Source organism: Croceicoccus pelagius (assembly GCF_001661915.1).
Classification (GTDB): Bacteria; Pseudomonadota; Alphaproteobacteria; order Sphingomonadales; family Sphingomonadaceae; genus Croceicoccus; species Croceicoccus pelagius.
In genome coordinates, this window is sequence record NZ_LYWY01000031.1 from 1 (window position 1) to 24,796 (window position 24,796).

The 24,796-nt window shown below is 63.2% G+C and carries 23 protein-coding genes; 12 read left to right on the top strand and 11 right to left on the bottom strand.

Translation table 11 applies throughout. From position 1 onward, the window contains the following. Window positions 1-49 precede the first annotated feature (49 nt). From istB to A9D15_RS05400, 3 genes are read right to left on the bottom strand one after another with little or no spacing between them, the layout of a single operon-like run. Complete coding sequence (gene istB, locus A9D15_RS05390; protein ID WP_066761576.1) at window positions 50-817, bottom strand: IS21-like element helper ATPase IstB; 768 nt, start codon at window positions 815-817, stop codon at window positions 50-52. Further along, complete coding sequence (gene istA / locus A9D15_RS05395) at window positions 814-2,322, bottom strand: IS21 family transposase (protein ID WP_082924210.1); 1,509 nt, start codon at window positions 2,320-2,322, stop codon at window positions 814-816. The genes istB and istA overlap by 4 nt, the downstream gene beginning before the upstream one ends. 58 nt (window positions 2,323-2,380) lie before the next feature. Continuing rightward, window positions 2,381-2,722, bottom strand: coding sequence for a hypothetical protein (locus A9D15_RS05400; protein ID WP_172807472.1), 342 nt, complete (start codon window positions 2,720-2,722; stop codon window positions 2,381-2,383). Window positions 2,723-2,792: 70 nt separating this feature from the next. Here A9D15_RS05400 and A9D15_RS16440 point away from each other — a divergent pair, with 70 nt between their 5' ends. The 4 genes from A9D15_RS16440 to prsR all read left to right on the top strand — a co-directional run bounded on the left by A9D15_RS16440 (window position 2,793) and on the right by prsR (window position 6,947). Then, window positions 2,793-2,942, top strand: coding sequence for a hypothetical protein (locus tag A9D15_RS16440; protein ID WP_156521661.1), 150 nt, complete (start codon window positions 2,793-2,795; stop codon window positions 2,940-2,942). Window positions 2,943-3,027: 85 nt separating this feature from the next. Beyond that, complete coding sequence (locus tag A9D15_RS05405) at window positions 3,028-3,312, top strand: hypothetical protein (RefSeq protein ID WP_066762741.1); 285 nt, start codon at window positions 3,028-3,030, stop codon at window positions 3,310-3,312. 196 nt (window positions 3,313-3,508) lie between these two features. After that, window positions 3,509-5,569, top strand: a complete 2,061-nt coding sequence (prsK, locus tag A9D15_RS05410; RefSeq protein WP_066762743.1) for an XrtA/PEP-CTERM system histidine kinase PrsK — start codon at window positions 3,509-3,511, stop codon at window positions 5,567-5,569. 1 nt (window position 5,570) lies between these two features. After that, window positions 5,571-6,947 (top strand): PEP-CTERM-box response regulator transcription factor, encoded by a 1,377-nt coding sequence (gene prsR, locus A9D15_RS05415; protein WP_066762746.1) that lies wholly within the window; start codon window positions 5,571-5,573, stop codon window positions 6,945-6,947. 4 nt (window positions 6,948-6,951) lie between these two features. Here prsR and A9D15_RS05420 read toward each other — a convergent pair whose 3' ends face one another. Further along, on the bottom strand, window positions 6,952-8,013 hold the full coding sequence (locus A9D15_RS05420) for a DUF475 domain-containing protein (RefSeq protein ID WP_066762747.1): 1,062 nt from the start codon (window positions 8,011-8,013) through the stop codon (window positions 6,952-6,954). Window positions 8,014-8,081: 68 nt separating this feature from the next. Continuing rightward, the gene (panB, locus tag A9D15_RS05425) at window positions 8,082-8,957 is read right to left on the bottom strand and encodes a 3-methyl-2-oxobutanoate hydroxymethyltransferase (protein WP_066762749.1); all 876 of its coding nucleotides are present in this window, start codon (window positions 8,955-8,957) and stop codon (window positions 8,082-8,084) included. 126 nt (window positions 8,958-9,083) lie between these two features. On the opposite strand from panB, the gene A9D15_RS05430 reads away from it, so the two are divergent. Then, window positions 9,084-10,490, top strand: a complete 1,407-nt coding sequence (locus tag A9D15_RS05430) for a sodium-dependent transporter (RefSeq protein ID WP_066762751.1) — start codon at window positions 9,084-9,086, stop codon at window positions 10,488-10,490. 66 nt (window positions 10,491-10,556) lie between these two features. Here the strand turns inward: A9D15_RS05430 and A9D15_RS05435 are convergent, their stop codons facing one another. After that, complete coding sequence (locus tag A9D15_RS05435) at window positions 10,557-11,042, bottom strand: pyridoxamine 5'-phosphate oxidase family protein (protein ID WP_066762754.1); 486 nt, start codon at window positions 11,040-11,042, stop codon at window positions 10,557-10,559. 201 nt (window positions 11,043-11,243) lie between these two features. On the opposite strand from A9D15_RS05435, the gene A9D15_RS16840 reads away from it, so the two are divergent. The 3 genes from A9D15_RS16840 to A9D15_RS16445 are packed head-to-tail and all read left to right on the top strand — an operon-like array spanning window position 11,244 to window position 13,801. Continuing rightward, window positions 11,244-12,059: a hypothetical protein gene (locus A9D15_RS16840; protein ID WP_188656329.1), complete on the top strand. Its 816-nt coding sequence runs from the start codon at window positions 11,244-11,246 to the stop codon at window positions 12,057-12,059. After that, on the top strand, window positions 11,950-13,551 hold the full coding sequence (locus tag A9D15_RS05445) for a DUF6504 family protein (RefSeq protein ID WP_066762759.1): 1,602 nt from the start codon (window positions 11,950-11,952) through the stop codon (window positions 13,549-13,551). The genes A9D15_RS16840 and A9D15_RS05445 overlap by 110 nt, the downstream gene beginning before the upstream one ends. A 25-nt stretch (window positions 13,552-13,576) precedes the next feature. Then, window positions 13,577-13,801 carry a hypothetical protein gene (locus tag A9D15_RS16445; protein ID WP_156521662.1) on the top strand — a complete coding sequence of 75 codons (225 nt, stop codon included), beginning with the start codon at window positions 13,577-13,579 and terminating at the stop codon, window positions 13,799-13,801. On the opposite strand, the gene A9D15_RS05450 is transcribed toward A9D15_RS16445, so the two are convergent. Then, window positions 13,796-14,674: an alpha/beta fold hydrolase gene (locus tag A9D15_RS05450; RefSeq protein WP_066762761.1), complete on the bottom strand. Its 879-nt coding sequence runs from the start codon at window positions 14,672-14,674 to the stop codon at window positions 13,796-13,798. The genes A9D15_RS16445 and A9D15_RS05450 overlap by 6 nt on opposite strands. A 171-nt stretch (window positions 14,675-14,845) precedes the next feature. Here A9D15_RS05450 and A9D15_RS05455 point away from each other — a divergent pair, with 171 nt between their 5' ends. Genes A9D15_RS05455 through A9D15_RS05470 form a run of 4 tightly spaced genes read left to right on the top strand, consistent with a single transcriptional unit; the run spans window position 14,846 to window position 21,866 of the window. After that, window positions 14,846-16,090, top strand: coding sequence for a putative DNA modification/repair radical SAM protein (locus A9D15_RS05455; RefSeq protein ID WP_066762763.1), 1,245 nt, complete (start codon window positions 14,846-14,848; stop codon window positions 16,088-16,090). Further along, entirely contained in the window at window positions 16,087-17,553 is a 1,467-nt protein-coding gene (locus A9D15_RS05460; RefSeq protein WP_066762765.1) for a UdgX family uracil-DNA binding protein, read from the top strand. The genes A9D15_RS05455 and A9D15_RS05460 overlap by 4 nt, the downstream gene beginning before the upstream one ends. Window positions 17,554-17,562: 9 nt before the next feature. Next, window positions 17,563-21,120 carry an error-prone DNA polymerase gene (locus tag A9D15_RS05465; protein WP_066762769.1) on the top strand — a complete coding sequence of 1,186 codons (3,558 nt, stop codon included), beginning with the start codon at window positions 17,563-17,565 and terminating at the stop codon, window positions 21,118-21,120. Between the two features lie 2 nt (window positions 21,121-21,122). Beyond that, a complete protein-coding gene (locus A9D15_RS05470; RefSeq protein ID WP_066762774.1) occupies window positions 21,123-21,866 on the top strand; it encodes an extensin-like domain-containing protein in 744 nt (247 codons plus the stop codon). Window positions 21,867-21,904: 38 nt separating this feature from the next. Here the strand turns inward: A9D15_RS05470 and A9D15_RS05475 are convergent, their stop codons facing one another. The 4 genes from A9D15_RS05475 to pstB all read right to left on the bottom strand — a co-directional run bounded on the left by A9D15_RS05475 (window position 21,905) and on the right by pstB (window position 24,792). Then, window positions 21,905-22,354, bottom strand: a complete 450-nt coding sequence (locus tag A9D15_RS05475; protein ID WP_066762818.1) for a hypothetical protein — start codon at window positions 22,352-22,354, stop codon at window positions 21,905-21,907. Window positions 22,355-22,498: 144 nt separating this feature from the next. Continuing rightward, the gene (gene phoB, locus A9D15_RS05480) at window positions 22,499-23,188 is read right to left on the bottom strand and encodes a phosphate regulon transcriptional regulator PhoB (RefSeq protein ID WP_066762778.1); all 690 of its coding nucleotides are present in this window, start codon (window positions 23,186-23,188) and stop codon (window positions 22,499-22,501) included. Between the two features lie 91 nt (window positions 23,189-23,279). After that, entirely contained in the window at window positions 23,280-23,954 is a 675-nt protein-coding gene (phoU, locus tag A9D15_RS05485) for a phosphate signaling complex protein PhoU (RefSeq protein WP_066762780.1), read from the bottom strand. A 31-nt stretch (window positions 23,955-23,985) separates the two neighbouring features. After that, window positions 23,986-24,792: a phosphate ABC transporter ATP-binding protein PstB gene (gene pstB, locus A9D15_RS05490; protein ID WP_066762820.1), complete on the bottom strand. Its 807-nt coding sequence runs from the start codon at window positions 24,790-24,792 to the stop codon at window positions 23,986-23,988. Between the last annotated feature and the right edge of the window lie 4 nt (window positions 24,793-24,796).

Here is a 24,796-nt window from a genome sequence, read left to right on the forward strand (position 1 = left end):
GAGGGCGTAGCCCGAGCGGGGGTCGCCAACACCCGGATTGTCATTTCTGTCAGGGGTTGGGGCGTGCTTTTCGTGCCTGGCTCTGGGCCAGACGATAGCTCTCGCCATTCATTTCCAGGATGCTGACGTGGTGGGTAAGCCGGTCGAGAAGCGCGCCGGTCAGGCGCTCGGAACCGAACGTTTCGGTCCATTCGTCGAACGGCAGGTTGCTGGTGATCAGCGTCGAGCCACGCTCGTAACGCTGCGAGATCAGTTCGAACAGCAGTTCCGCGCCGGTCTTTGACAGGGGAACGAACCCCAGCTCGTCGATGATGAGGAGCTTGTATCCGGCCATCTGCTTTTGCAGGCGCAGCAGGCGGCGTTCGTCGCGTGCTTCCATCATTTCGCTGACCAGCGCGGACGCGGTGGTAAAACCGACTGTCAGACCCTTCTGGCAGGCCGCGAGGCCCAGGCCGATCGCGACATGGGTCTTGCCGGTTCCTGACGGGCCAAGGGCGATGACGTTCTCGCGCCGGATGATCCATTCGCAGCGCGCCAGTTCGAGCACCTGCATCTTGTTGAGCTTCGGGATGGCGGTAAAATCGAAGCTGTCGAGGCTCTTGGCCGCCGGGAACCGCGCGGCCTTGATCCGGCGCTCGACCATCCGCCGTTCCCGGTCGATCAGTTCCAGTTCGACAAGCCGGGCAAGATAGCGGACATGATCCACGCCCTCTGCCGCGCATTGCCGGGCCAGCTTGTCATGCTCACGCAGGAACGTCGGCAGCTTGAGCGTCTTGAGGTGATTGGTGAGCAGCAGTTCGGGAGCCGGGCTGCTCATGCCGCGTCCTTCGTCTCGCCCGACAACAGCCGCATGTACGAGCGCGCCGATGTCGTCTCCACCCTCGTCCTGGGCAGGTAGGGATAGATCGCCATATCCAGTCTGGGCACCCGGCGTTCAACCCGGCACAATACAAGGTGCTTCACCGCATCGAAGCCGATCGCGCCCATATCAAGGGCCTGCTTCACCGCGGCATGCAGATCGGCAAGCGTGAAGCTTTCCAGCAGGCGCAGCACCTGCACATACTCGCGCCGGCCATGCTTGCCCCCATGACGGTTCAGGCGCGCTTCCATCAGCCGGCGCAGCGTCACAAACGCCTCGGGCAGGTTCCAGCCTTGCAAGGGCGCGGCCTGATCGAGGGCATTGATCTTCTGTTCGATCAGGGGAAGGTAATGGACCGGATCGAAGGTCACGTCTTCGCGGCTATAGCTGCGGGGATGACGGGCAATGACCTCGCCCCGGCAGCCGATCACCACCTCGCCGACATAGCCCCTGATCCATACTTCCTGGTGGCCGAAGCGTACCGGTACCGAGTAATCATTGGTCCGGTAGCGCACCAGCGCCTGCGACGAGACCTGGCCGCTGGTCTGGTCACAGGCCTCGAACGGCGATGCCGGAAGGTCCTGCATCGCCGCCAGATCGCGTTGCAGTCTCTCGCCGATCGTCTCGTTCTCGCCGCGCAGCCGATCGTTCTGCCGTTTGCGGCATTGCTCCTCGAGCCACAGGTTGAACGCCTCCCATGTCGCGAACCGGGGGATCGGGACCATGAAGTTGCGGCGGGCATAGCCGACCAGACCTTCCACGCTGCCCTTGTCGTTCCCCTTGCCAGGGCGGCCGTAACGATCGCGGATCAGGTAGTGCGACAGAAAGGCGCTGAACAGCCTCGCGCGCCGCCGCGTGCTGTCAGGAAGGATCTTAGAGACCAGGCAGCGATCGTTGTCGTAGACGATCGAGAGCGGTACCGCGCCGAAGAACGCGAAGGCATGAACGTGGCCGTCCATCCACGCCTCGGCAACGGCCGCCGGATAGGCCCGCACGTAGCAGGCATCGCTGTGCGGCAGATCGAGCACGAAGAAGTGCGCCTTCTGCTCCACACCGCCGATCTCAACCAGAGCCTCGCCGAAATCAGCCTGTGCGTGGCCGGGGGCGTGCGCCAACGGCACGAACATCTCCCGGCTGCGCTGAACCCGCTCCCGGATGTAATCCTTGATGATCGTGTAACCGCCGGTGAAGCCATGCTCTGCGCGAAGGCGGTCGAACACACGCTTCGCCGTATGGCGCTGCTTGCGCGGAACCGACCGGTCCCCTTCCAGCCAGCCATCGATGATCGGTATGAACGCTTCCAGCTTCGGTCGCCGCACCGGGGCGCTGCGACGGTAACCGGGCGGCACCGAATACGACAGCATCTTGCGAACCGTGTCGCGCGATATGTTGAAATGCTTCGCTGCCTCGCGCTGGCTCATCCCTTCAGAACACGCCAGACGAACCCTCAGGTAAAGTTCCACGGTGTAAATCCCTCATCCCTCCTCGCCAGCTTCGCGAAAAGGGAAAAGTGGACGACTTTTACGCCGCCCGCAGCAGCACTGCGCCGCCGCTACCGTGGCCTAATTTTGCACCGCCGTTCTCACCCTGGGAAAGCCGCGCCGCGATCGCTGCGCCGGGATCGCCAAGGTCCAGGCTGACGCAGGCAAGGTTGGGCAAAGACGGCAATTTTCCGATTCGCGACAGGATTGCTCCGATTTCATTACGATCCGCCTCGGTGCAGTCGGCGAACGTGTCACTTTGCAAAAAATCGTAAGCAATCATCGTGCGTTTGCTGGGCGATCCGGGAAGTAATTGCAATGCGGGAACAACATCTGATGTTGCGGCGTTGCAACACCCTGATTTCTGCCGTTTTTGATACATTGCGACATATTGACATAAGTGTCAGGTGGCGGTTTTCTGCGTGATCTCGACTAACCGGGGACTACTTTCAATGGACACTGGCAAGACTTCGATTCTCCCCCAGGGAACCACCGAAGAAAACACCAGCGACATCGCTGCATGGCTCGACACCGTCGCGAAGCAGGAAGGGGCCCGTTCGGGCGCATTCCGTCGCACGCTCGACGGCCTGCTCGGCGGCTGATCCGCACCCGCAGGGTCGCACCCCGCGGAACAACGTACTGACCTCGGGAGTTTTGCCTTCAACTTGAACGAAGGGGAGACCTCTGATGGTCGAAGAACGTTACACCGAAACCCGCACTCCTGCGGGCGATACGCATACCCACACCGAAATCATCCGCGAGGAGCCTGCGCGCTCGCGCGGGGGAGCGGGTTGGGCCATCGTGATCGTGCTTCTGCTCGCCGTGATTGTAGGCGGCTTTTTCCTGATGAAGGGCAACGACGCCCAGATCGCGCGTGACAATGCTATTGCCGGTGCTGCAAACAGCGTCGGCAATGCGGCTGAAAGCGTCGGTGATGCGGCCGAAACTGCCGCCGACAACCTTTCCGAATAACTTCTGATCGGACCGCTGATTGCGGTCCCGAAACCTGACGAGGCGCCGGACCTTCCACGAGGGATCCGGCGCCTTCGCGTTTACGGCGCATTTACCATCCGTGTTTATGTTTGCGGGCCATGTACAAGGCGCGCCCGAAACCCTGCGAGACCGGTTGTTTTGGCACCAGTCCTTCGCCACCCCCGGTCGATAAGTGATGAGCGCGGGCTTCCTCGTTTCGGTCGTGCAGGCTCTCGCGGCATTCGCTTGCCTGACATCCGCCTACCTCCTTTGGCGCCGCGATACCCATGCCCCGTCGCGGGCGCTCGTCATCGCCGGGCTCGGAACGACTGCCGCGCACCTGCTGGTCAGTACGCCCGGCATCATCGATCCGGCAGGGATCTGGCTTGTCACGGCCTTGCGCAACCTCGTCTGGCTCGGAGTGATCCGCGCCTTGTTTGCCGCCGACGGCCGACATGCGAGCCTGCGTCCGGTGGGGCCGTTGCTTGTCGCTTTGGCGTTGGCCGAATTGTTACAGGTGCCACTTGCCGTCATGGCGGGCATCTTTCCGGTTCCAGTGGCTTTTTCGCTGACGGCCAAGGTTTCGGCGATCTTTCACCTGCTCTTCGCGATCGGAACGCTGGTTCTGATTCACAATCTTTATGGCGGGGCGGGACCGCAACAGCGGCCGCGTATCAAGTGGATGGCCGGCGCCCTCGTGGTGGCATGGGGCACGGAGCTCAACATCTTTGCAGCCAGCTACCTATGGGGCGAACTGCCGGTTGCGATGAACTTGCTGCGCGCTGCCGCGTGGACGGTTGCCGCATTCTTCCTCTGGCTGGACGGACGCCAGAAGGGTGCGCGCGAATTTTCGCCCTCGCGCACGGTGACGTTCCAGTCGCTTTCGCTGATCGTCATCGCCTTGTACCTCTTTGCGCTGTTCACGATCGACGGAGCGGTAACGGGTGACGATCCCGGGCTCGGCATAGTCGGTCGTTTCGGCGCGGTTGTCTTCGCGGTCGCTATCGGCGCAATCCTCGCCTCGCGAAATCTGCGCGTCTGGTTGCGCGATCTGCTGGTCCGCAACCTTTTCCGTCATCGTTATGACTATCGTGAGGAATGGCTGCGACTTTCGGCCACGATCGGCGCAACTTCCGCGCCAGCCGAACAGCGTACCGTCCAGGCGCTGGCCGATATTGTCGACAGCCCTGCAGGCTTTCTGCTTTCACCGGGCGACGAGGGTGCTTTCGAACTCAGCGCGAACTGGCACTGGCCGACGCTGGAAGTGCCGGCGACCGGCGTTCCCGATATGGTGGCGCGGATGATCGCCTGCGACGGGGGCGTGATCGAACTCGATAAGGTGAGGGCGGGGCACCAGCCATTCGGCGGACATCACTTGCCGCAATGGCTGATGTCGCTTGCCCGCGCGTGGCTGTTGGTCCCTTTGCAGGTGGATGGGCGGACTACGGGGATGATCGTGCTGGCGCGTCCTGCCTATGTGCGTGATCTCGACTGGGAAGATCACGATCTGCTGCGCATTGTCGGACAGCAACTGGCGGCCCACCTCAGCCAGAATCAGGCGCAGAAAGCGCTGCTGGAATCGGCGCGGTTCGATGAATTCAACCGCCGCATGGCTTTCGTGATGCACGACATAAAGAACCTTGCCAGCCAATTCGGCCTGCTGGTGTCGAATGCGGAACGTCATATCGAAAAGCCGGCGTTCCGGGCCGACATGCTCGTCACGCTACGCGCTGCGACCAAGCGTCTGGAAGGGCTGATCGGCAGGCTGTCGAACTATGGCACTAACGGGGTCGGAGCCCCATCGCCGATCTCGCCTCTCGACGCGGTTCGCACGGCGCTCCAAGCGGAAATCACGAGCGACCTGATCGAGATCGGCCATGGCGGCGGGGCGGCTTTGCTTGGCGACCGTGAGGCTCTGGAGACCGTCCTGAAGCATCTCGTCCGCAACGCGATCGAGGCAAGCGAAGATGGCGCGAAAGTCGAGATCCATTTTCCCGGCACGGACCGGATGGCCGGTGTCGCCGTCGTCGACAGCGGCTGCGGCATGTCGCCGGAATTCATCCGTTCGGGCCTTTTCAAGCCATTCGTATCGACCAAGAACAACGGTTTCGGCATCGGGGCTTACGAAGCGCGCGAGCTTGTCCGCGCGATGGGTGGCAGGCTCGAAGTGGAATCGCGCGTCGGCGAGGGTTCGCGCTTCGTGATCTGGCTGCCCCGCGCGGCCGAACAGGCGGACGAAGACAGGAAGGTTGCGTAAGATGGGCGGAAAAAGGGAAACGGCTTTGCCGAAGCTGCTGGTGATCGAGGACGATCCCGGCCTCCAGGCCCAGCTGAAATGGGCATGGGATGATTTCGACGTGACTTGCGCCGGAGACCGCGATGCGGCGCTCGCCGCGCTCCGATCGGATGAGCCGGATGTGGTCACGCTCGACCTTGGCCTGCCGCCCGATCCCGATGGCACGAGCGAAGGTTTCGCCGTTCTTGACGCGATCATGGAACTGAAGCCCGATACGAAGGTCATCATCGCCAGCGGCCATGGCGCGCATGAAAGCGCGTTACAGGCGATTGAGCGCGGAGCTTATGATTTCTACGCCAAGCCGGTGAAGATCGACGAACTGGCGCTGATCGTTCGCCGCGCGCTGCATTTGCGCGAGATCGAGCAGGAGAACCGCAACCTTGCCGCCAAGTCCGGCGAGGAGAGCCGCGTACTCGGCACGCTCGTAACCGCTGCACCCGAGATGGTTCGCGTTGCCCGAACCATCGAACGTGTAGCGCCTGCCGATGTCTCGGTCCTGCTGCAAGGCGCGAGTGGGACGGGCAAGGAACTGCTGGCCCGTGGCCTTCACGATTCCAGTCCGCGCCGGGGTGGGGCCTTCGTTGCGATCAATTGCGCTGCGATCCCCGAACACCTGCTGGAAAGCGAACTTTTCGGCCACGAGAAAGGTTCGTTCACCGGCGCGATCTCGACCCGCGAGGGGAAGATCGAACTGGCCGAGGGTGGGACGCTGTTTCTTGACGAGCTGGGCGACATTCCGCTCGCGCTTCAGGCCAAGCTGCTGCGCTTCCTGCAGGAGCGGACTTTGGAACGGGTCGGCGGGCGCAAGTCCATCGCGGTCGACACCCGCATCGTTTGCGCCACGCATCGCGACTTGCAGGCGATGATCATGGAGGGTACCTTCCGCGAAGACCTGTATTACCGCCTTGCCGAGATTGTCATCGCCATCCCGACGCTGGCCGAACGACCGGGCGATGCGCCGCTTCTTGCACGCCATTTCCTGCATCGCTTCGCTAAGGAGATGAACCCCAGGGTCACCGGCTTTTCGGCCGATGCGCTTTCGGCCATCGACACATGGCACTGGCCGGGCAACGTGCGCGAGCTGGAAAATCGGGTGAAGCGCGCGGTCATCATGGCGGACGGGAAGTTGGTAAGCGCCGAGGATCTCGACCTTGCCGAACCGGACGAGGAGCTGGCCAACGCGCTGAACCTGAAGGCAGCGCGCGAGCAGGCGGACCGCAAAGTAATCCGCCATGCGCTGGCGCGCAGCGAGGGCAACATCAGCTCGACCGCGCGCATGCTAGGAATCAGCAGGCCCACGCTTTACGACCTGATGAAGCAGTACGACCTTTCGGCCTGATCCCTCAATCGACGGTGGCGTTCGCTTCCTCGGGGTGCCGTTTCGAATAGCGGACCGACCACCAGAGTGAGATCATGATCAGTGTTGCGCCGATCAGGCCGGTGATGACTTCGGGAATATGGAACTTCGCAGTCAACAGCATGATGACGCCGAGCACGATGATCGCCCAGAAGGCTCCGTGTTCAAGGTAGCGATACTGCGCCAGCGTCCCCGCGCGTACGAGGTGGATCGTCATCGAACGCACGAACATCGCACCGATCGAAAGGCCGAGCGCGATGATCAACATGTTGTTGGTGAGCGCAAAGGCCCCGATCACGCCGTCGAACGAGAAGCTTGCGTCGAGAACCTCGAGATAAAGGAAGCCGCCAAGGCCCGAACGCGCCGCACCTTCGGCGGCCTTGTTGTCGGCCATGTCGAGCAGAGTGCCGATCGCCTCGACCGCGATATAGGTCACGATGCCGAGCATACCCGCCGTCACGAACGTCAGCGCCTCTTCGTCGGGCAGCAGCAGCGAGATGCCATAAAGGCCGAGCACGAGGATCGCGATTTCCGCGGCCTTGATGTTCGACACCTTGGCGAGAAATTCCTCGACCGTGCGGATCCAGTGAATGTCTTTCTCACCGTCGAAGAAGAAGTTTAGGCCGACCATCGTCAGGAACGCGCCGCCAAAGCCTGCGATGCCGGTGTGCGCGGAAGATACGATTTCCTCGTACCGCTTCGGCTCGTTCAGCGAGAGATTGATCGCCTCGATCGGGTTCAGGCTGGCCGCTATGCCGACGATGGCGAGTGGGAAAACGATACGCATGCCGAAGACGGCGATCGCGATACCCCAGGTGAGGAAGCGTTGCTGCCATTTGGGCGGCATGTCTTTCAGGACAGTCGCATTGACGACCGCGTTGTCGAAGCTGAGCGATACCTCGAGGATCGAGAGTACAACCACGATCCACAGGACGCTGAAGACGCCGGAAATTCCGTTACCTTGCGAGAACCCGAGCCAGACGGCCAGGGCAAGGCAAATGAACGTGAAAAGGAACGAGCCTTTGTAATGGGCAAGGAGCGTCTTCAAGGTAAGGGAAATCCTGTCAGGAGATATTGGCTGGCAATGTCAGGCGAACGATCCGCAGGCGGATTGGTTCAATCCTTCTTCGCCGGGTAGACCTGCGCGTCACCGGGGAAACTGCGATCGCGCACTTCCTCGGCATATTTCGCGGCAGTCTCCGTAATGACAGCGGCGATGTCGTTGTACTTCTTCACGAAGCGGGGCACGCGTTCGAACATGCCCAGCATGTCCTCGGTGACGAGAACCTGCCCGTCGCACCTGGCCGATGCGCCGATGCCGATGGTGGGGATGGCGACTTCCTCGGTCAGGCGAATGGCGATGTCCTCTACCACGCCTTCGATCACGACGGCAAAGGCACCGGCTTCTTCGACAGCTTTTCCGTCGGCGACGATCTTGGCTTCTTCGGCATCGCTGCGCCCGCGCGCCATGTAACCGCCCAGCGCGTTCACCGCCTGCGGGGTGAGACCCACGTGAGCCATCACCGGAATGCCGCGTTGGGAGAGGAAACGGATCGTCTCGGCCATCGCCTCCCCCCCTTCCAGCTTCACCGCCGCCGCGCCGGTTTCGGCAAGGATACGGCTCGCGCTTTCGAAAGCCTGCTGCGGTGAGGCCTCGTAACTGCCGAAGGGCATGTCGACAACGACCACCGAATGGTATGATCCACGAACCACGGCGGCACCATGCGCGACCATCATGTCGAGCGTGACGGGAAGCGTCGAAGGTAGCCCGTAGATTACTTGCCCCAGCGAATCGCCGACCAGCAGCATGTCGCAGTGCGGGTCGAGCAACTGGGCTTGCCGTGCGGTATATGCAGTCAGCATGACGAGCGGTTCTTCGGTCACCCCGTCCACCTTGCGGCGCATGATCTTGGGCACCGTCAGGCGCTTCATCGGGGCGGGCGTCGGGTTGGCCCGGCTGGTCGAAGTGTCGAGTTGGAAGGTCGTGGACATACCGGTGCTTTTAGCGAAGCTGGTCAAAGTCGCAAACCACGCCTCGACGCGAGCCACAATTCGTTGCAGAACGCGTCAAACCGGTTTCTACCGAGACAAAATCAAAGAAGGGCAGGGAAGACACGCATGGCTGCAGCAGGCGGAGCAACTGGGCGCGAGGGGTGGTCGTCGAAGTCCGCGTTCGTACTCGCAGCAATCGGGTCCGCAGTCGGGCTAGGCAACTTGTGGCGTTTCCCGGCAGAGGCCGGGTCGAACGGCGGCGGTGCCTTCGTCCTGTTCTACATCTTTTGCGTTCTGCTGATCGGCTTGCCGGTCCTGCTGTCCGAAACGCTGATCGGGCGACACGGGCAATCTTCCCCCACGCTGAGCGCGCGCAAGCTTGCGGTTGAATCGGGAGCGTCTCCTTATTGGGAAGCGGTTGTCGGTATCGGGGTTGTGGCCGCGTTCCTGATCGTCAGCTTCTACTGCGTCGTGGGTGGCTGGGTGCTTTATTACGTCTGGCAGTTCCTGTCTGACCTTTTCGGTTCCGGCGTGACAGGCGGGGCGTTCCACGGCGTGGAGATCGACACGATCCGCGCTTTCTTCCCGGACCTGCTCGCCAATCCGGGGTTGAGTGTCGGGCTGAACCTGCTGTTCCTTGCCATCACCGGCTTCTTCGTCGTGCGCGGTGTTTCGGGCGGGATCGAGGTCATGGCCGTGTGGCTGATGCCGCTGTTCTTCGTCCTGCTGGTCGCGATTACGATCTATGGTGCGTTCGGCGGGGCGTTCGGTCAGGCGATGGACTTCCTCTTCACGTTCGAGCCCGAGAAACTTACCGGCGAAGTCATGCTGGCCGCGGTGGGACAGGCGTTCTTCTCCCTGTCGCTCGGTGTCGCAGGGATGGTGACTTACGGCTCCTATGTCGGGCGAGAGGTGAACCTTGCGGGTACATCGACGATAATCGCAGCGGCAGATACTTCGGTCGCGCTGATCGCGGGCGTCTGCATCTTTCCCATCGTCTTTGCCGCTGGACTTGCCGTCGATGGCGGGCCGGGGCTTATGTTCCAGACGATCCCGGTTGCGTTCCAGTCGATCCCCGGCGGGACGGTCGTCGGCTTGCTGTTCTTCCTGATGGTCACGGTCGCGGCATTGACCAGCTCTGTGGCCCTGCTCGAAGTGCCGACGGCCTGGGCCATGGAAAAGTTCAAGGCCTCGCGCCGGACTTGCGCGTTGGGCGTGATCGTGGCGGCGGGTCTGCTGGGTACGCTGGCGGCTCTTTCGTTCAATACGATGGCCGATTTCCACCCGCTGGGCTTCATTCCGCTGTTCGAAGGGCAGGGCATGTTCGACGTTCTGGATGGCGTGACGTCAAAGCTGTTCATGCCGATCGGCGCGATCCTGGTTTGCATTCTCGTGGGCTGGGTAGCCGATGCGCGGCTCGTCGATTCGGAGAACGGGCTGGACGGCGCGCTGCATGTTTTCTGGCGCTTCCTCGTACGCTGGGCCTGCCCGGTGGTGCTGGCCGCGATCCTGTTCGTCGGCCTGACCTCGTAAGGTCCACGCCAAAAAAGAGAAAGGCCGCCCTGTTCGGGGCGGCCTTTTCCGTTGGTCGGTTCTGGATCAGAGCGCGGTTTCGACCTGACCGCCCGGGTGATCGTCGGTCACGTCCATCCCCAGCAGCATCTTGCCGACGGAAAGCAGGCTCATATCGCCCGACCAGATCGAGGCATCGCCAAGGTCCATCCGCATCAGCAGGAGGCGCGGGTCGTTCTTTCCTTCGGGAAACCAGGCCTCAACCGTGTTGTCCCACTGCTTGTCGAGACGCTCCTTGCTCGTTTCCTCGGTCAACACGCCGTGGAAGCGGGCAAAGACCTTGTGTCCCTTCGATGCGAAAGTCGCAGTGGCCGGCCCCATCTTGGCAAAGCGGTTGTCGCGATAGGTGAAGAACCAGATCGAGCTGTTCGCGTCCTTGTCGAGCTGTGCGGTCATCGGCGCGGCACTATCCGGATCGCTGTCGAGCTGGAGCATGACGAAGGGCGAATCGGAAAGCTCCTCCCAGAATTCGTGCTTCATCTTTTCGGGGTTGGGGTGCTTGTCATAGTTCATGGCGGATCCTTTCTCTTTTGCTTCACCAACGGGGGGAGCGGCTTCGTGTTCCGGGCGGAGAGGCGATCGCTATCCCCGACGCGACGAAGCGCGGGCATGGACGCATGCTTAGGAACATAATAAGAACAAAGATCGTTTCACACGGGATTTGCCATGACCGATTCGGCTGCCTTGTCACGCGGCGGGAACGGACCTTCCCCCATGCCTCAGGGCTTGCCGGAGGGGCTGTTTCCGGCCGCCCGCCTCGCTCCCGCCCGCTGGCTGGGGGATGGGGGAAGCGTGCCCGCAAAAGCAGGGGCGGATGACTGGAGCCCGGCTTCGCCCTTCCGCGGGGCGGGCGACATCTTCGCTCCTGCGCGCGAAGCCACGGGTGCGGCGCTTGCGATCGCGCTGGCCGAAGGCGCGCCGCGGATCGGCCCTGCGCGCGACGTTCCTGCCGAAAGCAGCGACGAACGCCCTTTCCTGTGGGTGCAGGACAAGGCAGCCCGAAAGGCAGGTGGCAGGCCTTATCTGCCCGGTCTGCCGCGCGACTTGCGCCACCGGCTGGTCCATGTCTGCGCCGACAGCCCCGCCGACCTGCTTTTCGCGCTGGAAGAAGGCATCCGCTGTCGCGACCTTGCCTTCGTGATCGGAGAGATCGCGGGCAACCCCAGGGAATTGGACTTCACCGCCTCGCGCCGGCTCGTGCTGGCCGCTGAAAGACATGGCGTTCCGCTCTGGCTCGTAAGGCTCGATGCACGGCGCGATCTGGGCGCGGCGCGGATGCGATGGGACGCGGTGGCCGCGCCGTCGGGCCTATCGCGGTGGAACCCGCAGGCCCCCGGCGCCCCGCGCTGGAAGGCGGACCTGTTCCGTGCCCGCGGGGTCCGTCCGGGGCCATGGTGGATCAGCAGGGAGGAAGAGGCAGATGGGCGAAGTCGCCTTGAAGCCGCCCGCGTCGCCGCCACGCCGGGTGCTGGCGATCTGGCTGGCCCGGCTGGCGATCGATCGCTGGCGGCGCGCGCGTCCGGCACCTGACGGTCGCCTGCTGACGGATGGAGAGGGCGAGGACGCAGCCCCCGTCGCACTGATCCGCGAAACCGCGCACGGCCCCCGCATCGCCGCCGTCAACCGCGCAGGCGCGGCTGCGGGCGTGCGCGCCGAAACGATGCTGGCGGACGCGCGGGCGGTCTGTCCCGAAATCGTGACGCATCCTGCCGATCCGGCGGGCGATCTGGCGTTCCTGGAAAAGATGGCGGTCTGGGCGCAGCGCTGGGGCCCGTGGAGCGCGATGGACCCGCCCGACGGGCTGATCGTCGACGTGACGGGGGCCGCACACCTGTTCGGCGGGGAACGCCGCCTGCTGACCGATGCGCAGGCGATGCTGAACAGTCGCGGCCTCACCGCGCGTGTCGCCATTGCGCCGACCGCTGGGGCGGCCTGGGCACTGGCGCATCACGGCCCGCCCGGCGCGATCCTGACGCCCGACGACGATATTGCCGAACGGCTGGCCTCGCTGCCTATGGCGGCACTGCGCCTCGATGCCGATGTCCTGCTCGTCCTGCGCAGGTTGGGTCTGAAGCGACTTGGCGACCTTTCGGGTATCGGGCGCGATGCGCTGTCCCGCCGTTTCCGCAACCGGCGCACGCCTGCGGCCAACCCTCTGCTGCGGCACGACCAGCTGCTGGGCCGCGTGCCCGAACCGTTGCTACCCGTAATCGCAGAGCATCCGGCCATGGTGCAGCACCGGCTGATGGAACCGATCCGCCACTTGCCGCTGCTGGAAATCGTGCTCGGCGATCTGGCCGCCGCTATGGTGCGCGAACTCGAAGGGCGGGGGCAGGGCGCGCGCCGCCTCGACCTCGCGTGCTGGCGCGTCGATGGCGAAGTTGCCTGCCGGCGCCTCGAACTTGCCGCCGCAAGCCGCGATCCGGCGCATATCTGTCGTCTCTTCACTGAAAAGCTTCAGGATCTGGAGGCTGGTTTCGGGTTCGAGATGGTGCGCCTCACCGCGACGTGGGCCGAACCGCTGGAATTGGCTCAGCGCCGTCTGGGCGAGGGAGAGGGCGAACAGGGCACCAGTCTTGCCGCCTGCATCGACCGGCTGAACACGCGGCTTGGCCCCGATGCGGTACGCAGGCCCGTGCCCCACGCCAGCCACCTGCCCGAACGCGCCCAGCGCTGGCAGGCCCCGTTAGACCCGCTGCCCGCCGCGCAGGAGGAGATGCGCTTTCACCAGCGCCCGCTGAAGCTGCTGGACCGGGCCGAGACGATCGAGGTGCTTTACGCAACGCCGGACGGGCTGCCCCGCCGATTCCGCTGGCGCGGGACATTGCACGAGGTTGCGCGTGCAGAAGGCCCCGAACGGATCGCGCCCGAATGGTGGCGCGAAAAAGGCGGCACACGCCTTCGCGACTACTACCGCATCGAAGACGGGGAAGGGCGCCGTTACTGGGTCTATCGCGCAGGGCTTGCCGGAGACGGGCGCGGCGGGTTGCCGCAGTGGTTCCTGCACGGATTGTTCGGGTGAAGCGCAAAGAAAAGGGGTGATGTGCATGAAGCCCATCACCCCCACACGGAGGCCGTCCGTGTATGCCAAACTCTTGTCGTTATGCGATCAGGTCTGCCGTTTCATGAGCGGCTGTTCGCTTGGCGAATCTCGTCCGCCTCTTGATGCCGACTATGGCCCAGAAATGGTTAACAACCAAGAAAAAATGGCGGAATTCCTAGGCTTCCGTGCAGAAAAGAACGGGCCGAAGCCCGATTTGTTAGAATTATGACGGCGCTTCAAGGTTTTCGCTCTTCGTCCGGCCTGCTCCTTCGCCTGCAAGGAAGTCCAGCAAATCGCGCGTCAACCTGTCCTGCTGCGTCGCGAAGACCGCATGGGGCTCACCTTCGTATTCGATCAGTGTCGCACCCGGCACCTTGTCGGCAACGACATGACCGGTCGCCTCGATCGGAACGGTCTTGTCCGCCGTGCCGTGGATGACAAGCGTCGGCACCTTCACATGGTCGAGATCGGGGCGGAAGTCGGTGGTGGCGAATGCCTCTGCGGCCTGAAGGATGTTGCGCAGGCCTGCGTGCATCGTCGTCTGCCATGCCCAGTCCAGTTGTTCGTCGCTGACCGGCGAGGCGCTCTTGATTGTGCGGCCGTAGAAATCCTTGAAGAAACCAGTGAAGAACTTTCGGAAATCACTCTTCATGCCCTTCGTCATCTCGTCGAAGGTTTCCTGCGGCACACCATCCGGATTGTCCGGAGTCTTGAGCATGTAGCCAGCAACAGAACTGACGAAGACGGCGCTCGACACGCCCTTGCCGCCGTGGCGCGACATATAGCGCGCGATCTCGCCGCCACCCATCGAGAAGCCGACAAGCGCCACGTCCTCGTCCGCGCCGGTCGCCTTCAGGACATCGGCGAGGTCGTCGGAGTAGGTATCGTATTCGTTGCCTTGCGAAGGCTGATCGCTGCGCCCGAAGCCGCGGCGGTCGTAGGCGATTGTGCGATACCCGGCATCCGCCAGCGCGATCATTTGCGGATCCCAGCTGTCTGCCGAAAGCGGCCAGCCGTGGATCAGTACGACAGGGCGGCCGTCGCCCGGCCCCCATTCCTTGAAGTAGATGTTCGTACCGTCGCGGGTCTGGATGATGGTCATAAGTCCCTTCCGGGCCGTTCGCCCTGATCTTTGGGCGCCTTTGCGCCTTCGTCCGATCAATCCGGCAAGTGCCCTTGGTTTCCCGCTTTTTCGGCAGGTCGCGCACCAATTCCGACGGGGGGATTCACAAAGGATATTGGCTTGCGATCATAAAGAACATAAAAGGAACAAATGACGCAGAAATCCACTCTCGACAGGCTGAAGATCCTTGCCGATGCGGCAAAATACGATGCTTCCTGCGCGTCTTCGGGGACAAGCAAGCGGGACAGCCGCGGCGGGAAGGGCATCGGGTCGACCGAGGGGATGGGCATCTGCCACGCCTATGCACCCGACGGCCGGTGCATTTCCCTGCTGAAGCTGCTGCTCACCAACCATTGCGTGTTCGACTGCCACTATTGCGTGAACCGCAAGAGTTCGAACGTGGAGCGGGCGAAGTTCACACCGCAGGAAGTGGCGGACCTGACGCTGGCGTTCTACAAACGCAATTATATCGAGGGGCTGTTCCTGTCCTCGGGCATCATCCGCAGTTCCGATCACACCATGGAAATGCTGGTAGAAGCCGCCCGTATCCTTCGGGAAGAACACGATTTTCGTGGCTATATCCATTTGAAGACCATCCCCGAGGCGGACCCCGAGATCGTGCACCGGGCCGGGCTCTATGCCGATCGTGTCTCCATTAACGTAGAGCTACCTACCGACGCGGGGCTGACCCGCCTCGCACCAGACAAGAACGCGGGCCAGATCGACGGGGCGATGGCGGGGATGAAGTCGGCCATCGTCGAGGCGAAAGACGCGAAAAAGCGGTTCCGCCACGCGCCGAAGTTCGCGCCTGCCGGACAGTCGACGCAGATGATCGTCGGCGCGGACGCCGCCAGCGATGCCGATATCGTGACGCGGGCCAGCTCGCTCTACACCCGCCACCGGCTGCGGCGCGTCTATTACAGCGCGTTTTCGCCGATCCCGGATGCCAGTGCGGTCCTGCCGCTGAAACGACCGCCGCTGATCCGCGAACACCGCCTCTATCAGTCGGATTGGCTGATGCGCTTTTACGGCTTTGCCCCGCACGAGGTGGCGCAGGCGGCGGGCGCGGACGGGATGCTGCCGCTCGACATCGACCCCAAGCTCGCCTGGGCGCTGAAGTTTCGCGAAAGCTTCCCCGTCGACGTGAACCGCGCTCCGAAAGAGGTGCTGCTCCGTGTGCCGGGGCTGGGCACGCGGGCGGTGGGGCAGATCCTGATGGCGCGGCGGCACCGGCGCCTGAGGCTGGAGGATGTCGCCAAGCTGACCGTCTCGGTAAAGAAGGTGCAGCCGTTCATCGTGACCGTGGACTGGCGACCGGTGCTGCTGACCGACCGGGCAGACCTCAAGGCGCTGATCGCTCCGAAGGCGGAGCAGCTGGAGCTTTTCGCGGCATGACTGCTCTCCAGCACGTTCGGCTAGGCACCTATTACGTCGTGCCGATGGCAAGTTCGGACGATTTCGACGAGTGGCGCGACCATGCCCGCCGGTTGCTGATGGCCGACGTTCCGCCCGATCGTGTCGCATGGACCGAACCGGGCGGTAGCGCTGGGGACTTGTTCTCTCACGGCGATCGCCGCCTGCCGGTGCCGGACCACGACGCCACGCCGCCGCGCGTATCGAAGCGGTTCATGAACATTGCGAAGACTGTGCTGTTGAACTCTGATCCAACACGGTTTTCCCTGCTTTACCGCGTTCTCTGGCGATTGCAGACGAAACCGCGCCTGATCGAGGACATGGCCGATCCCGACGTGCGCGCAATGGCCGACATGGCCCGGGCCGTGCGCCGCGACATTCACAAGATGCGCGCCTTCGTCCGCTTTCGCGTGGTCGAGGAAGAGGGCGGGCCAAATGAATCCAAGAGCGAACATTACGTCGCCTGGTTCGAGCCGTTTCATCACATTCTGCGCCACAACGCGGGCTTCTTCACGCGCCGGTTCGCCAACATGCGCTGGTCGATCCTGACCCCGCGCGGCAGCCTGCATTGGGACGGCGAGACTTTGCGCGAAGGCCCGCCCGCGACCCGCGCCGATGCGCCCGGCGGCGATCCGGCGGAAGACCTGTGGCGCAGCTACTATGCCTCGATATTCAATCCCGCCCGCCTGAAAGTCGGCGCGATGCTGAAGGAGATGCCGCGCAAATACTGGAAGAATATGCCCGAGGCGCAGCTGATCCCAGAACTGATCGCCGGCGCACAGGCGCGTGAAGCGACGATGGTGGAGAAAGGCGCAATCGACATGGGAGAGCGGCCCGAGACTCTGGCGGCCATCGACAAGGCGATCCACGCCTGCGCGCGTTGCCCCATCGGGGAACTGAACAACGCCGCCGTCATGGGTGAGGGACCGCAGGATGCCCAAAGGTTTTCAGGGCTCATGATTGTGGGCGAACAACCGGGCGATCAGGAAGATCTGGCTGGCAGGCCTTTTGTCGGCCCCGCGGGGCAACTGCTGGACGTGCACTTGGCACAGGTGGGGATCGACCGCAGCGCGGCTTACGTCACCAACACCGTCAAACACTTCAAGTACGTGCAGCGTGGCAAGCGCCGGTTGCACCAGTCGCCCACGGCCAAGGAAATCGACATGTGCCGGTGGTGGGTAGAAAGCGAACGGATGATCGTTCAGCCAAGGCTCGTGCTCGCCATGGGCGCAAGCGCGGCGCGCGGCATGTTGGGGCGGACGGTTTCGATCACCAAGGCGCGCGGTGCGCCGATCCCGCTGGAAGATGGCAGCGAGCTTTGGGTCACGGCTCACCCGTCCTATCTCCTGCGGCTCGACGGGGCGGGGCGGGAGGAGCAGGAGCGTCTGTTCCGGAAAGACCTTGCCGCCGTCGCCGCGCGCCTTACGCAGTTGCAGGCGTCGTAAGGTGCGCCGATGCCCGAGGCTCCGCTTACTCCCGACAAGCGCCGGGTCGAGGTCGACCCTGACAGCATAGGCGCGCCCTCCCGCGCTCCGTTCGTGGAACTGGGGCTGGTGTCCTGCTTCACGTTCCTGCGCGGCGCATCGGATGCGGTCGACCTTGTGATGACCGCGCGGGCGCTGGGTTACGACGCGATCGGGATAGCCGACGCGAACTCGATGGCAGGCGTCGTGCGTGTCCATACAGAGGCGCAGACGTTGAAACTGCGGCCCGTGATCGGTTGCCGGATCGAGACTGTCGAAGGCCTGACTTTCCTCGCCTATCCGAAGAACCGCGCCGGTTACGGCCACTTGTGCCGCCTTATCTCTGCGGGCCGGATGCAGACGCTGTCGGGCGAATGGCAGGAAAAGGGCGTGTGCGAGATCGATCTCGCCATGCTCGCCGTGCACAGCGAAGACGTGCAATTGATCTGCCTGCCGCCGCGCGATCTGGACAAGCCGGTCACCGTCAGGCTGCCGGGCAATGTCGTGCCGATGGACGGGGGCGAGGCTGCGCGGGTCGAAACGCGGATGATTTTTGCGGAACTGGTCCCGCAGCTTGCCCGCGAACTGCCTGCGATGCGCCATCTTGCGGCCAGCTATCTCTACACTGGCGACGATATCGCCCGGATCGAACGGCTCGACACGCTGGCGCGCGAGAACGGGCTTGCCCTGCTGGCGACGAACGACGTCCACTACCACGCACCCGACCGCCGCCCCTTGCAGGATGTAATGACCGCGATCCGCCACAAGACCACCGTGGCCAGGGCAGGGCACCTGTTGGCGGCCAATGCGGAACGGCACCTTAAAAGTCCGGAAGAGATGTGCCGCCTCTTCGCCCGCTGGCCCCACGCAATCCGCGCCGCGCGCGAGGTGGCCGATGCCTGTGATTTCAGCCTCGACGAACTGCGCTACGAATATCCGGAGGAGATCTATCCGGAAGGGCGCACCCCGCAACAGCATCTGGAAATCCAGACGTGGCAGGGTGCAAAAATACGCTATCCCAATGGCTTGCCGGACATGATTAAGGAAACGCTGCAACGCGAACTGGTGCTGATCGCAAAGCTCGACCTTGCGCGATATTTCCTCACCATCAAGGACATCGTCGACTTCGCCCGCAGCGTCGATCCACCGATCCTGTGCCAAGGGCGCGGCAGCGCGGCCAATTCGGCGGTCTGCTATTGTCTCGAGATCACGGCTGTCGATCCGGCGCAGCACGCACTGCTGTTCGACCGCTTCATTTCCGAAGAGCGCAAGGAGCCGCCCGACATCGACGTCGATTTCGAGCATGAGCGGCGCGAGGAAGTGATCCAGCACATCTACGAAAAGTATGGTCGCCAGCGCGCCGGACTATGCGCCACGGTCACCCATTACCGCCCGCGCATGGCGATCCGCGAGGTCGGCAAGGCGATGGGCCTGTCGGAAGATGCGACCAGTGCGCTGGCCGGAACCGTCTGGGGTGGATGGGGCCGCGAGATCGGGGCAGCGCATGTCGCCGAAACCGGCATGGACCTGTCCGACCCCCACTTGCGGCGAGTTCTTAAACTGACCGAACAAATTATTGGAATGCCTAGGCATCTATCGCAGCATGTCGGCGGTTTCATCCTTACTGAAGGCGCGCTGACCGAAACCGTTCCCATTGGTAACGGCGCCATGCCCGATCGCAGTTTCATCGAATGGGACAAGGACGATATCGAGGCGCTGGGCATCTTGAAGGTCGACGTTCTGGCGCTTGGCATGCTGACCTGCGTTCGCAAGTGCCTCGACCTCGTTGCCGATCATCACGGATCACGCATGACGTTGGCGACGGTTCCGCGTGAGGATCCGGAAACGTACGCCATGCTCCGCAAGGGGGACTCTCTGGGCGTGTTCCAGGTGGAAAGCCGGGCGCAGATGAACATGCTGCCCCGCCTGCGCCCGCGCGAATTCTACGATCTCGTCATCCAGGTCGCCATCGTGCGCCCCGGCCCGATCCAGGGCGACATGGTTCACCCCTATCTCAAACGTCGGCGGGGCGAGGAGCGCGTGCAGATTCCCGCGCCCGGACCGGAGCACGGCCCGCCGGACGAATTGTCCAGCATCCTCGGTCGCACCCTGGGCGTGCCGATCTTTCAGGAGCAGGCGATGAAGATCGCGCTCGATGCGGCGAAATTCTCGTCCGCAGAGGCGAACCGGCTGAGGAAGGCCATGGCGACGTTCCGTTCGCGCGGAATGGTGGACGAACTTCAGGACATGATGGTCGAGCGTATGGTCAACCGCGGCTACGACCGCGACTTTGCCCAGCGCTGCTTCAACCAGATCCGCGGGTTTGGCGAATACGGTTTTCCCGAAAGCCACGCGGCCAGCTTTGCGCATCTTGTCTACGTGTCGAGCTGGCTGAAATGCCATTACCCCGCCGCCTTTGCCTGTGCGCTGCTCAATTCGCAGCCGATGGGCTTCTACGCGCCTGCGCAGATCGTGCGCGACGCGGCCGAGCACGGGGTCGAAATCCGGCCCCCCGACGTCAACGCCAGCAAATGGGACTGCACACTGGAGCCCAATGAAAGGGGCGTGGCGCTGCGCCTTGGCCTGCGCATGGTGGACGGGCTGCCCGAACATGTCGCCGCCATGCTGATCGACGCGCGCGAACGGGAAGGGGCCTTTGCCGACGTCACCGCCGTGCGCGAGCGCAGCCGTATCCCTGCCGCTCATGTCGAGCGGCTTGCCAGCGCCGATGCTTTCACCTCGATCGGTCTTGCTCGCAGGCAGGCGCTCTGGGATGCGCGCAGTCTCGTTTCTGCGCCGCCATTGCCGCTATTCGACTTTGCCAAGGCGCGGGACGAGGGTGCGGAGGCCGTGCCCGCCCGCTTGCCGACGATGCCGCTGTCCGAGGAAGTCGTCGCCGATTACCAGACGACCCGCCTGTCGCTGAAGGCGCATCCGATGGCTTTCCTGCGCCCACACTTGGCAGAACGCGGTTTCGTGCGAGCGAGCGAGCTGCGTTCGCGCAAGTTCCGCTCGACCGTGCTGGTCTCGGGCGTGGTGCTGATCCGCCAGCGTCCGGGGAGCGCGAAGGGCGTCTGCTTCATCACGCTGGAGGACGAGACCGGCGTCATCAATCTCGTCGTCTGGCCGCATCTGAAGGAGAAATACCGTCGTGTCGTTATGGGATCGCGCCTGATGGAAGTGCGCGGGCGGGTGGAATACGACGACGAGGTCATCCATGTCATCGTCAGCCACATGGAAGATGCGACGCACCGGCTCGACATGCTGTCGGAGGATATGCTGCCGATGACGCTGGCACGCGCGGACCATGTGGCGAGCCCGCTGCCCGACAAGTTCAATCCCAGAAACAACTTGGGCGATAACCTGCGCGAGGGGCCGGACGAGCCCTACGTTTCGGCCCCCGATGGCGCGGTCCCTGACGGCAAACCGCTGATCGACCCGTGGGAGCCGCCGCCTGCGGGCAACCGCGAATGCGGCTTTCAGGGACGTCATCCACGCGATGTCCGGATCATTCCCCGGATACTTCCCAAGTCTCGCGACTTTCATTAGCGATGCCCCGTTTCGCAAAGCTGCCCCGCCGCCCTTTCCGCCTCGACTACCTGCTGATCGCCCTTTTCCTTATTGGCGGGGCGGTGCTTTACGGCGTGGACTGGCTGGCGAAACATCCCGAGCACGATCCGCGCGCTCCGCTTACGATCACGCAGAAAGAGGGCTGGGCGACGGGGCAGAAGCTGGCGGCCCTGCGCGACGGTGGTGAGGCGTGCCGAGCGGTGCTTTCGCGTTCAGGCATTGCGTTCGAAAGTCTAGAACCGGTCGGCGAAGAGCAATGCCGCAGGCCCGATCGCCTTATCCCGGATGCGGGGGAAGTTCCTGGCCTGTCCTTCACCCCGGCACACGCCGATGCGACCTGCGCGGTTCATGCAGGCCTCGCATGGTGGCTCGACCACCGTGTCCAGCCTGCCGCGCGGGAACTGCTGGGCAGCCAGGTCGTGCGGATCGTGCAACTGGGGACTGCGAACTGTCGGCGCGTCAACGGGTCCGAGAGCGGGCGGTGGAGTGAACATGCGACCGGCAATGCGATCGACATCGCCGCTTTCGAGCTGGCCGACGGCAGGCGGATTTCGGTGCTGAACGACTGGTCCTCGGACGGTCCTGACGGTGCTTTTCTGAAAGCGGTCCGAGACGGGGCCTGTGACGTGTTCGGAACGACGCTGTCGCCCGATTACAACACGCTCCATGCCGATCACTTCCATCTGGACCAGGCGCAGCGCGGTTTTGGCGGATTTTGCCGATAGGGGCAGGGCGGACCCTTTTAGGCCCGCCCCGCAACCAATTACTTCCAGGTGACCTCGCGCAGCAGCATCGAACCCGAAACGTGGCGGAATTCCGCACGTCCGGCAGACGCGGCCTGCATCTGGGATTCTGTGCGCGCGTCCCATTCGCGATAGGCCTTGTCGCGCGCATCTTCCTCAGCAGAAGTCGGGAAGTTCGGGAACCGGCGGACGAGGTAGAGCGTCGGCTCACCCTTGCGCGGGTTTACGTTGTACATGATCTCGTAGCTCGACAGCCAACCCTTCGAGACTGCGAAATCCGCGCTCTTGCGCCATTCGGTAGCGAGCCACTTGGTATATTCAAGCTCGTGCCCGTCATCGACGACGATGCCGGTGATCTCGACATAGTCACCGTTATCGACAGGCCATTCGCTTTGTGCCGACGCGACTTGCGGAGCGGCAATCGCCGTCGTGGCAAGCACGACGGGCGCAAGGATACGAAGAATATTCATGTGTCTTACCTTTCCCATCCCGGGGCCGATCGGCCACGGGGTTCCCCAAAAAGGCAAAGGCATGGGCGACCCACTCCCCCGGAGGGCCATCCCCTTGCTGGGTCGAAGGCTAGGCCCGCACGGGTGACGAGTCCACCCGGGTCTTTAAACGGCTTCGAATGCGTAACCGGCTGAACGGACGGTGCGAACCGGATCCTTGCCGCCTTCAAGCGTAATGCCCTTGCGAAGGCGTCGGATATGGACGTCGACGGTGCGTAGTTCGATGTCGCTGCCCGTGCCCCAGACGGCGTCGAGAAGCTGGCCGCGGCTGAAAACGCGGCCAGGGTGCTCCATGAAGAACTTGAGGAGGCGGAACTCGGTCGGGCCAAGCTGGAGCGACTGGCCGCGCCTGGTTACGCGGTGGCTGGTCGCGTCGAGCTTGATGTCGCCTACTTCCAGCATCTCGCCGGCAAGGGCAGGGCGCACGCGGCGCAAGACGGCGCTGACGCGGGCAATCAGTTCGCGGGGGGAGAAGGGCTTGGTGACATAGTCGTCGGCACCCGTTTCAAGGCCGCGAATACGGTCGTCCTCGCTGCCGCGTGCGGTCAGCATCACGATGGGGACGTGGGCCGTTTCCTTGTCGCGTCGCAAGCGGCGGCAGATTTCGATGCCGCTGGTGCCCTCGACCATCCAGTCGAGAATGACGAGATCGGGCGCCTGTTCGGTGGCGAGGAGCATGGCCTCGTCCCCGTCGGCGGTGGCAATCACGTCGTAGCCTTCGGCTTCGAACCGGTACTGGAGAAGCTCTGCCAGCGAGAGATCGTCTTCAACAAGGAGCAGGCGGGGAGAAGGCAAGATCGGGCCTTTCGGTCTTTGAGAACTCGGCCACCCTCACACGCCTTTTGTTACCGCCTTATGACAAGGAGGCGACTGCCGTTCCAGACCCTTAGGGGTTCAGTTCCTCGCGGTCCGGCGGATACGTGCCGGTGGCGGCAAAGTGGACCATTTCGGCTACGTTGGTGGCATGGTCGCCGACGCGTTCCACGTTGCGGGCAACAAAGAGAAGTTGGGCTGCAGAACCGATCGTTGCCGGGTTCTCGACCATGTAGGTGACGAGGTTGCGGAAGATCGAATCGTAAAAGGCATCGACCGTCGCGTCGCGCTGGATGACTTCACGGGCGAGCTGTGGATCGCGTGCGGCATAGGCCGTCAGCACGTCGTGAACCATCTCGGCCGCGACTTCGCCCATCGCCGGGATAAGCGCGATGGGTTCGAAGTGGCGGCGCCCTTCGATCTTGCCGACGCGCTTGGAAATGTTTTTCGCATAGTCGCCGATGCGCTCGACCACGCCTGCGATCTTCAACGCGGCGATGACTTCGCGAAGGTCGTCGGCCATCGGAGCGCGCAGGGCAATGATGCGCACGGCAAGGCGGTCAACCTCTGTTTCCAGCGCGTCGATTTCCTTGTCGCGTGCAATGACCTTTTCAGCAAGGTCTTCGTCACCGTTGACGATTGCCTCCAGCGATTCCTGTACTGAAAGTTCGGCCAGGCCGCCCATCTCCGCGATGAGGCCGCGCAGACGCGTGATGTCTTCTTCGAAGGCCTTGACGGTATGTTCCATGGTGCCTGACTATCTCTCTCGTAGCGCCCGATCAGCCGTAGCGGCCGGTGATGTAATCCTTGGTCCGTTCTTCGCGCGGATTCGTGAATATGTCACTGGTGCGACCATACTCCACGAGGTTTCCGAGGTGGAAAAACGCTGTTCGCTGCGAAACGCGGGCGGCCTGCTGCATCGAGTGGGTGACGATCACGATGGCATAACGCCCGCGCAACTCGTCGATCAGTTCCTCGATACGCGCGGTCGCGATGGGGTCGAGCGCCGAACAAGGCTCATCCATCAGGATCACTTCGGGGTCGACCGCGATGGCGCGCGCGATGCACAGGCGTTGCTGCTGACCGCCCGAAAGCGCGGTCCCGGAATCCGACAGGCGGTCCTTCACTTCTTCCCAGAGGCCGGCACGTTGCAGCGATTGTTCGACGATGCCGTCAAGTTCGCTTTTTGATTCGGCTAGGCCGTGAATCTTGGGGCCGTAGGCAATATTGTCGTAGATCGATTTCGGGAAAGGGTTCGGCTTCTGAAAAACCATGCCGACACGCGCGCGAAGCTGCACGACATCCATCCTCGAACGATAGATATCCTCACCATCAAGGAGGATTTCACCATCGACGCGCGCACTGGGGATCGTGTCGTTCATGCGGTTCAGCGTGCGAAGGAACGTCGATTTGCCGCAGCCCGACGGGCCGATGAACGCGGTCACGTACTTGGTGTGAATGTCGATCGACACTTCGTCGATCGCCTTCTTCTCACCATAGAACACCGACACCTTGTTGGCGCTGATCTTCGCAGGACCGGCATCGCTGAAGCCAGCGACCTGTCCCTCTAGCTCAGGGTTATTCATCTTC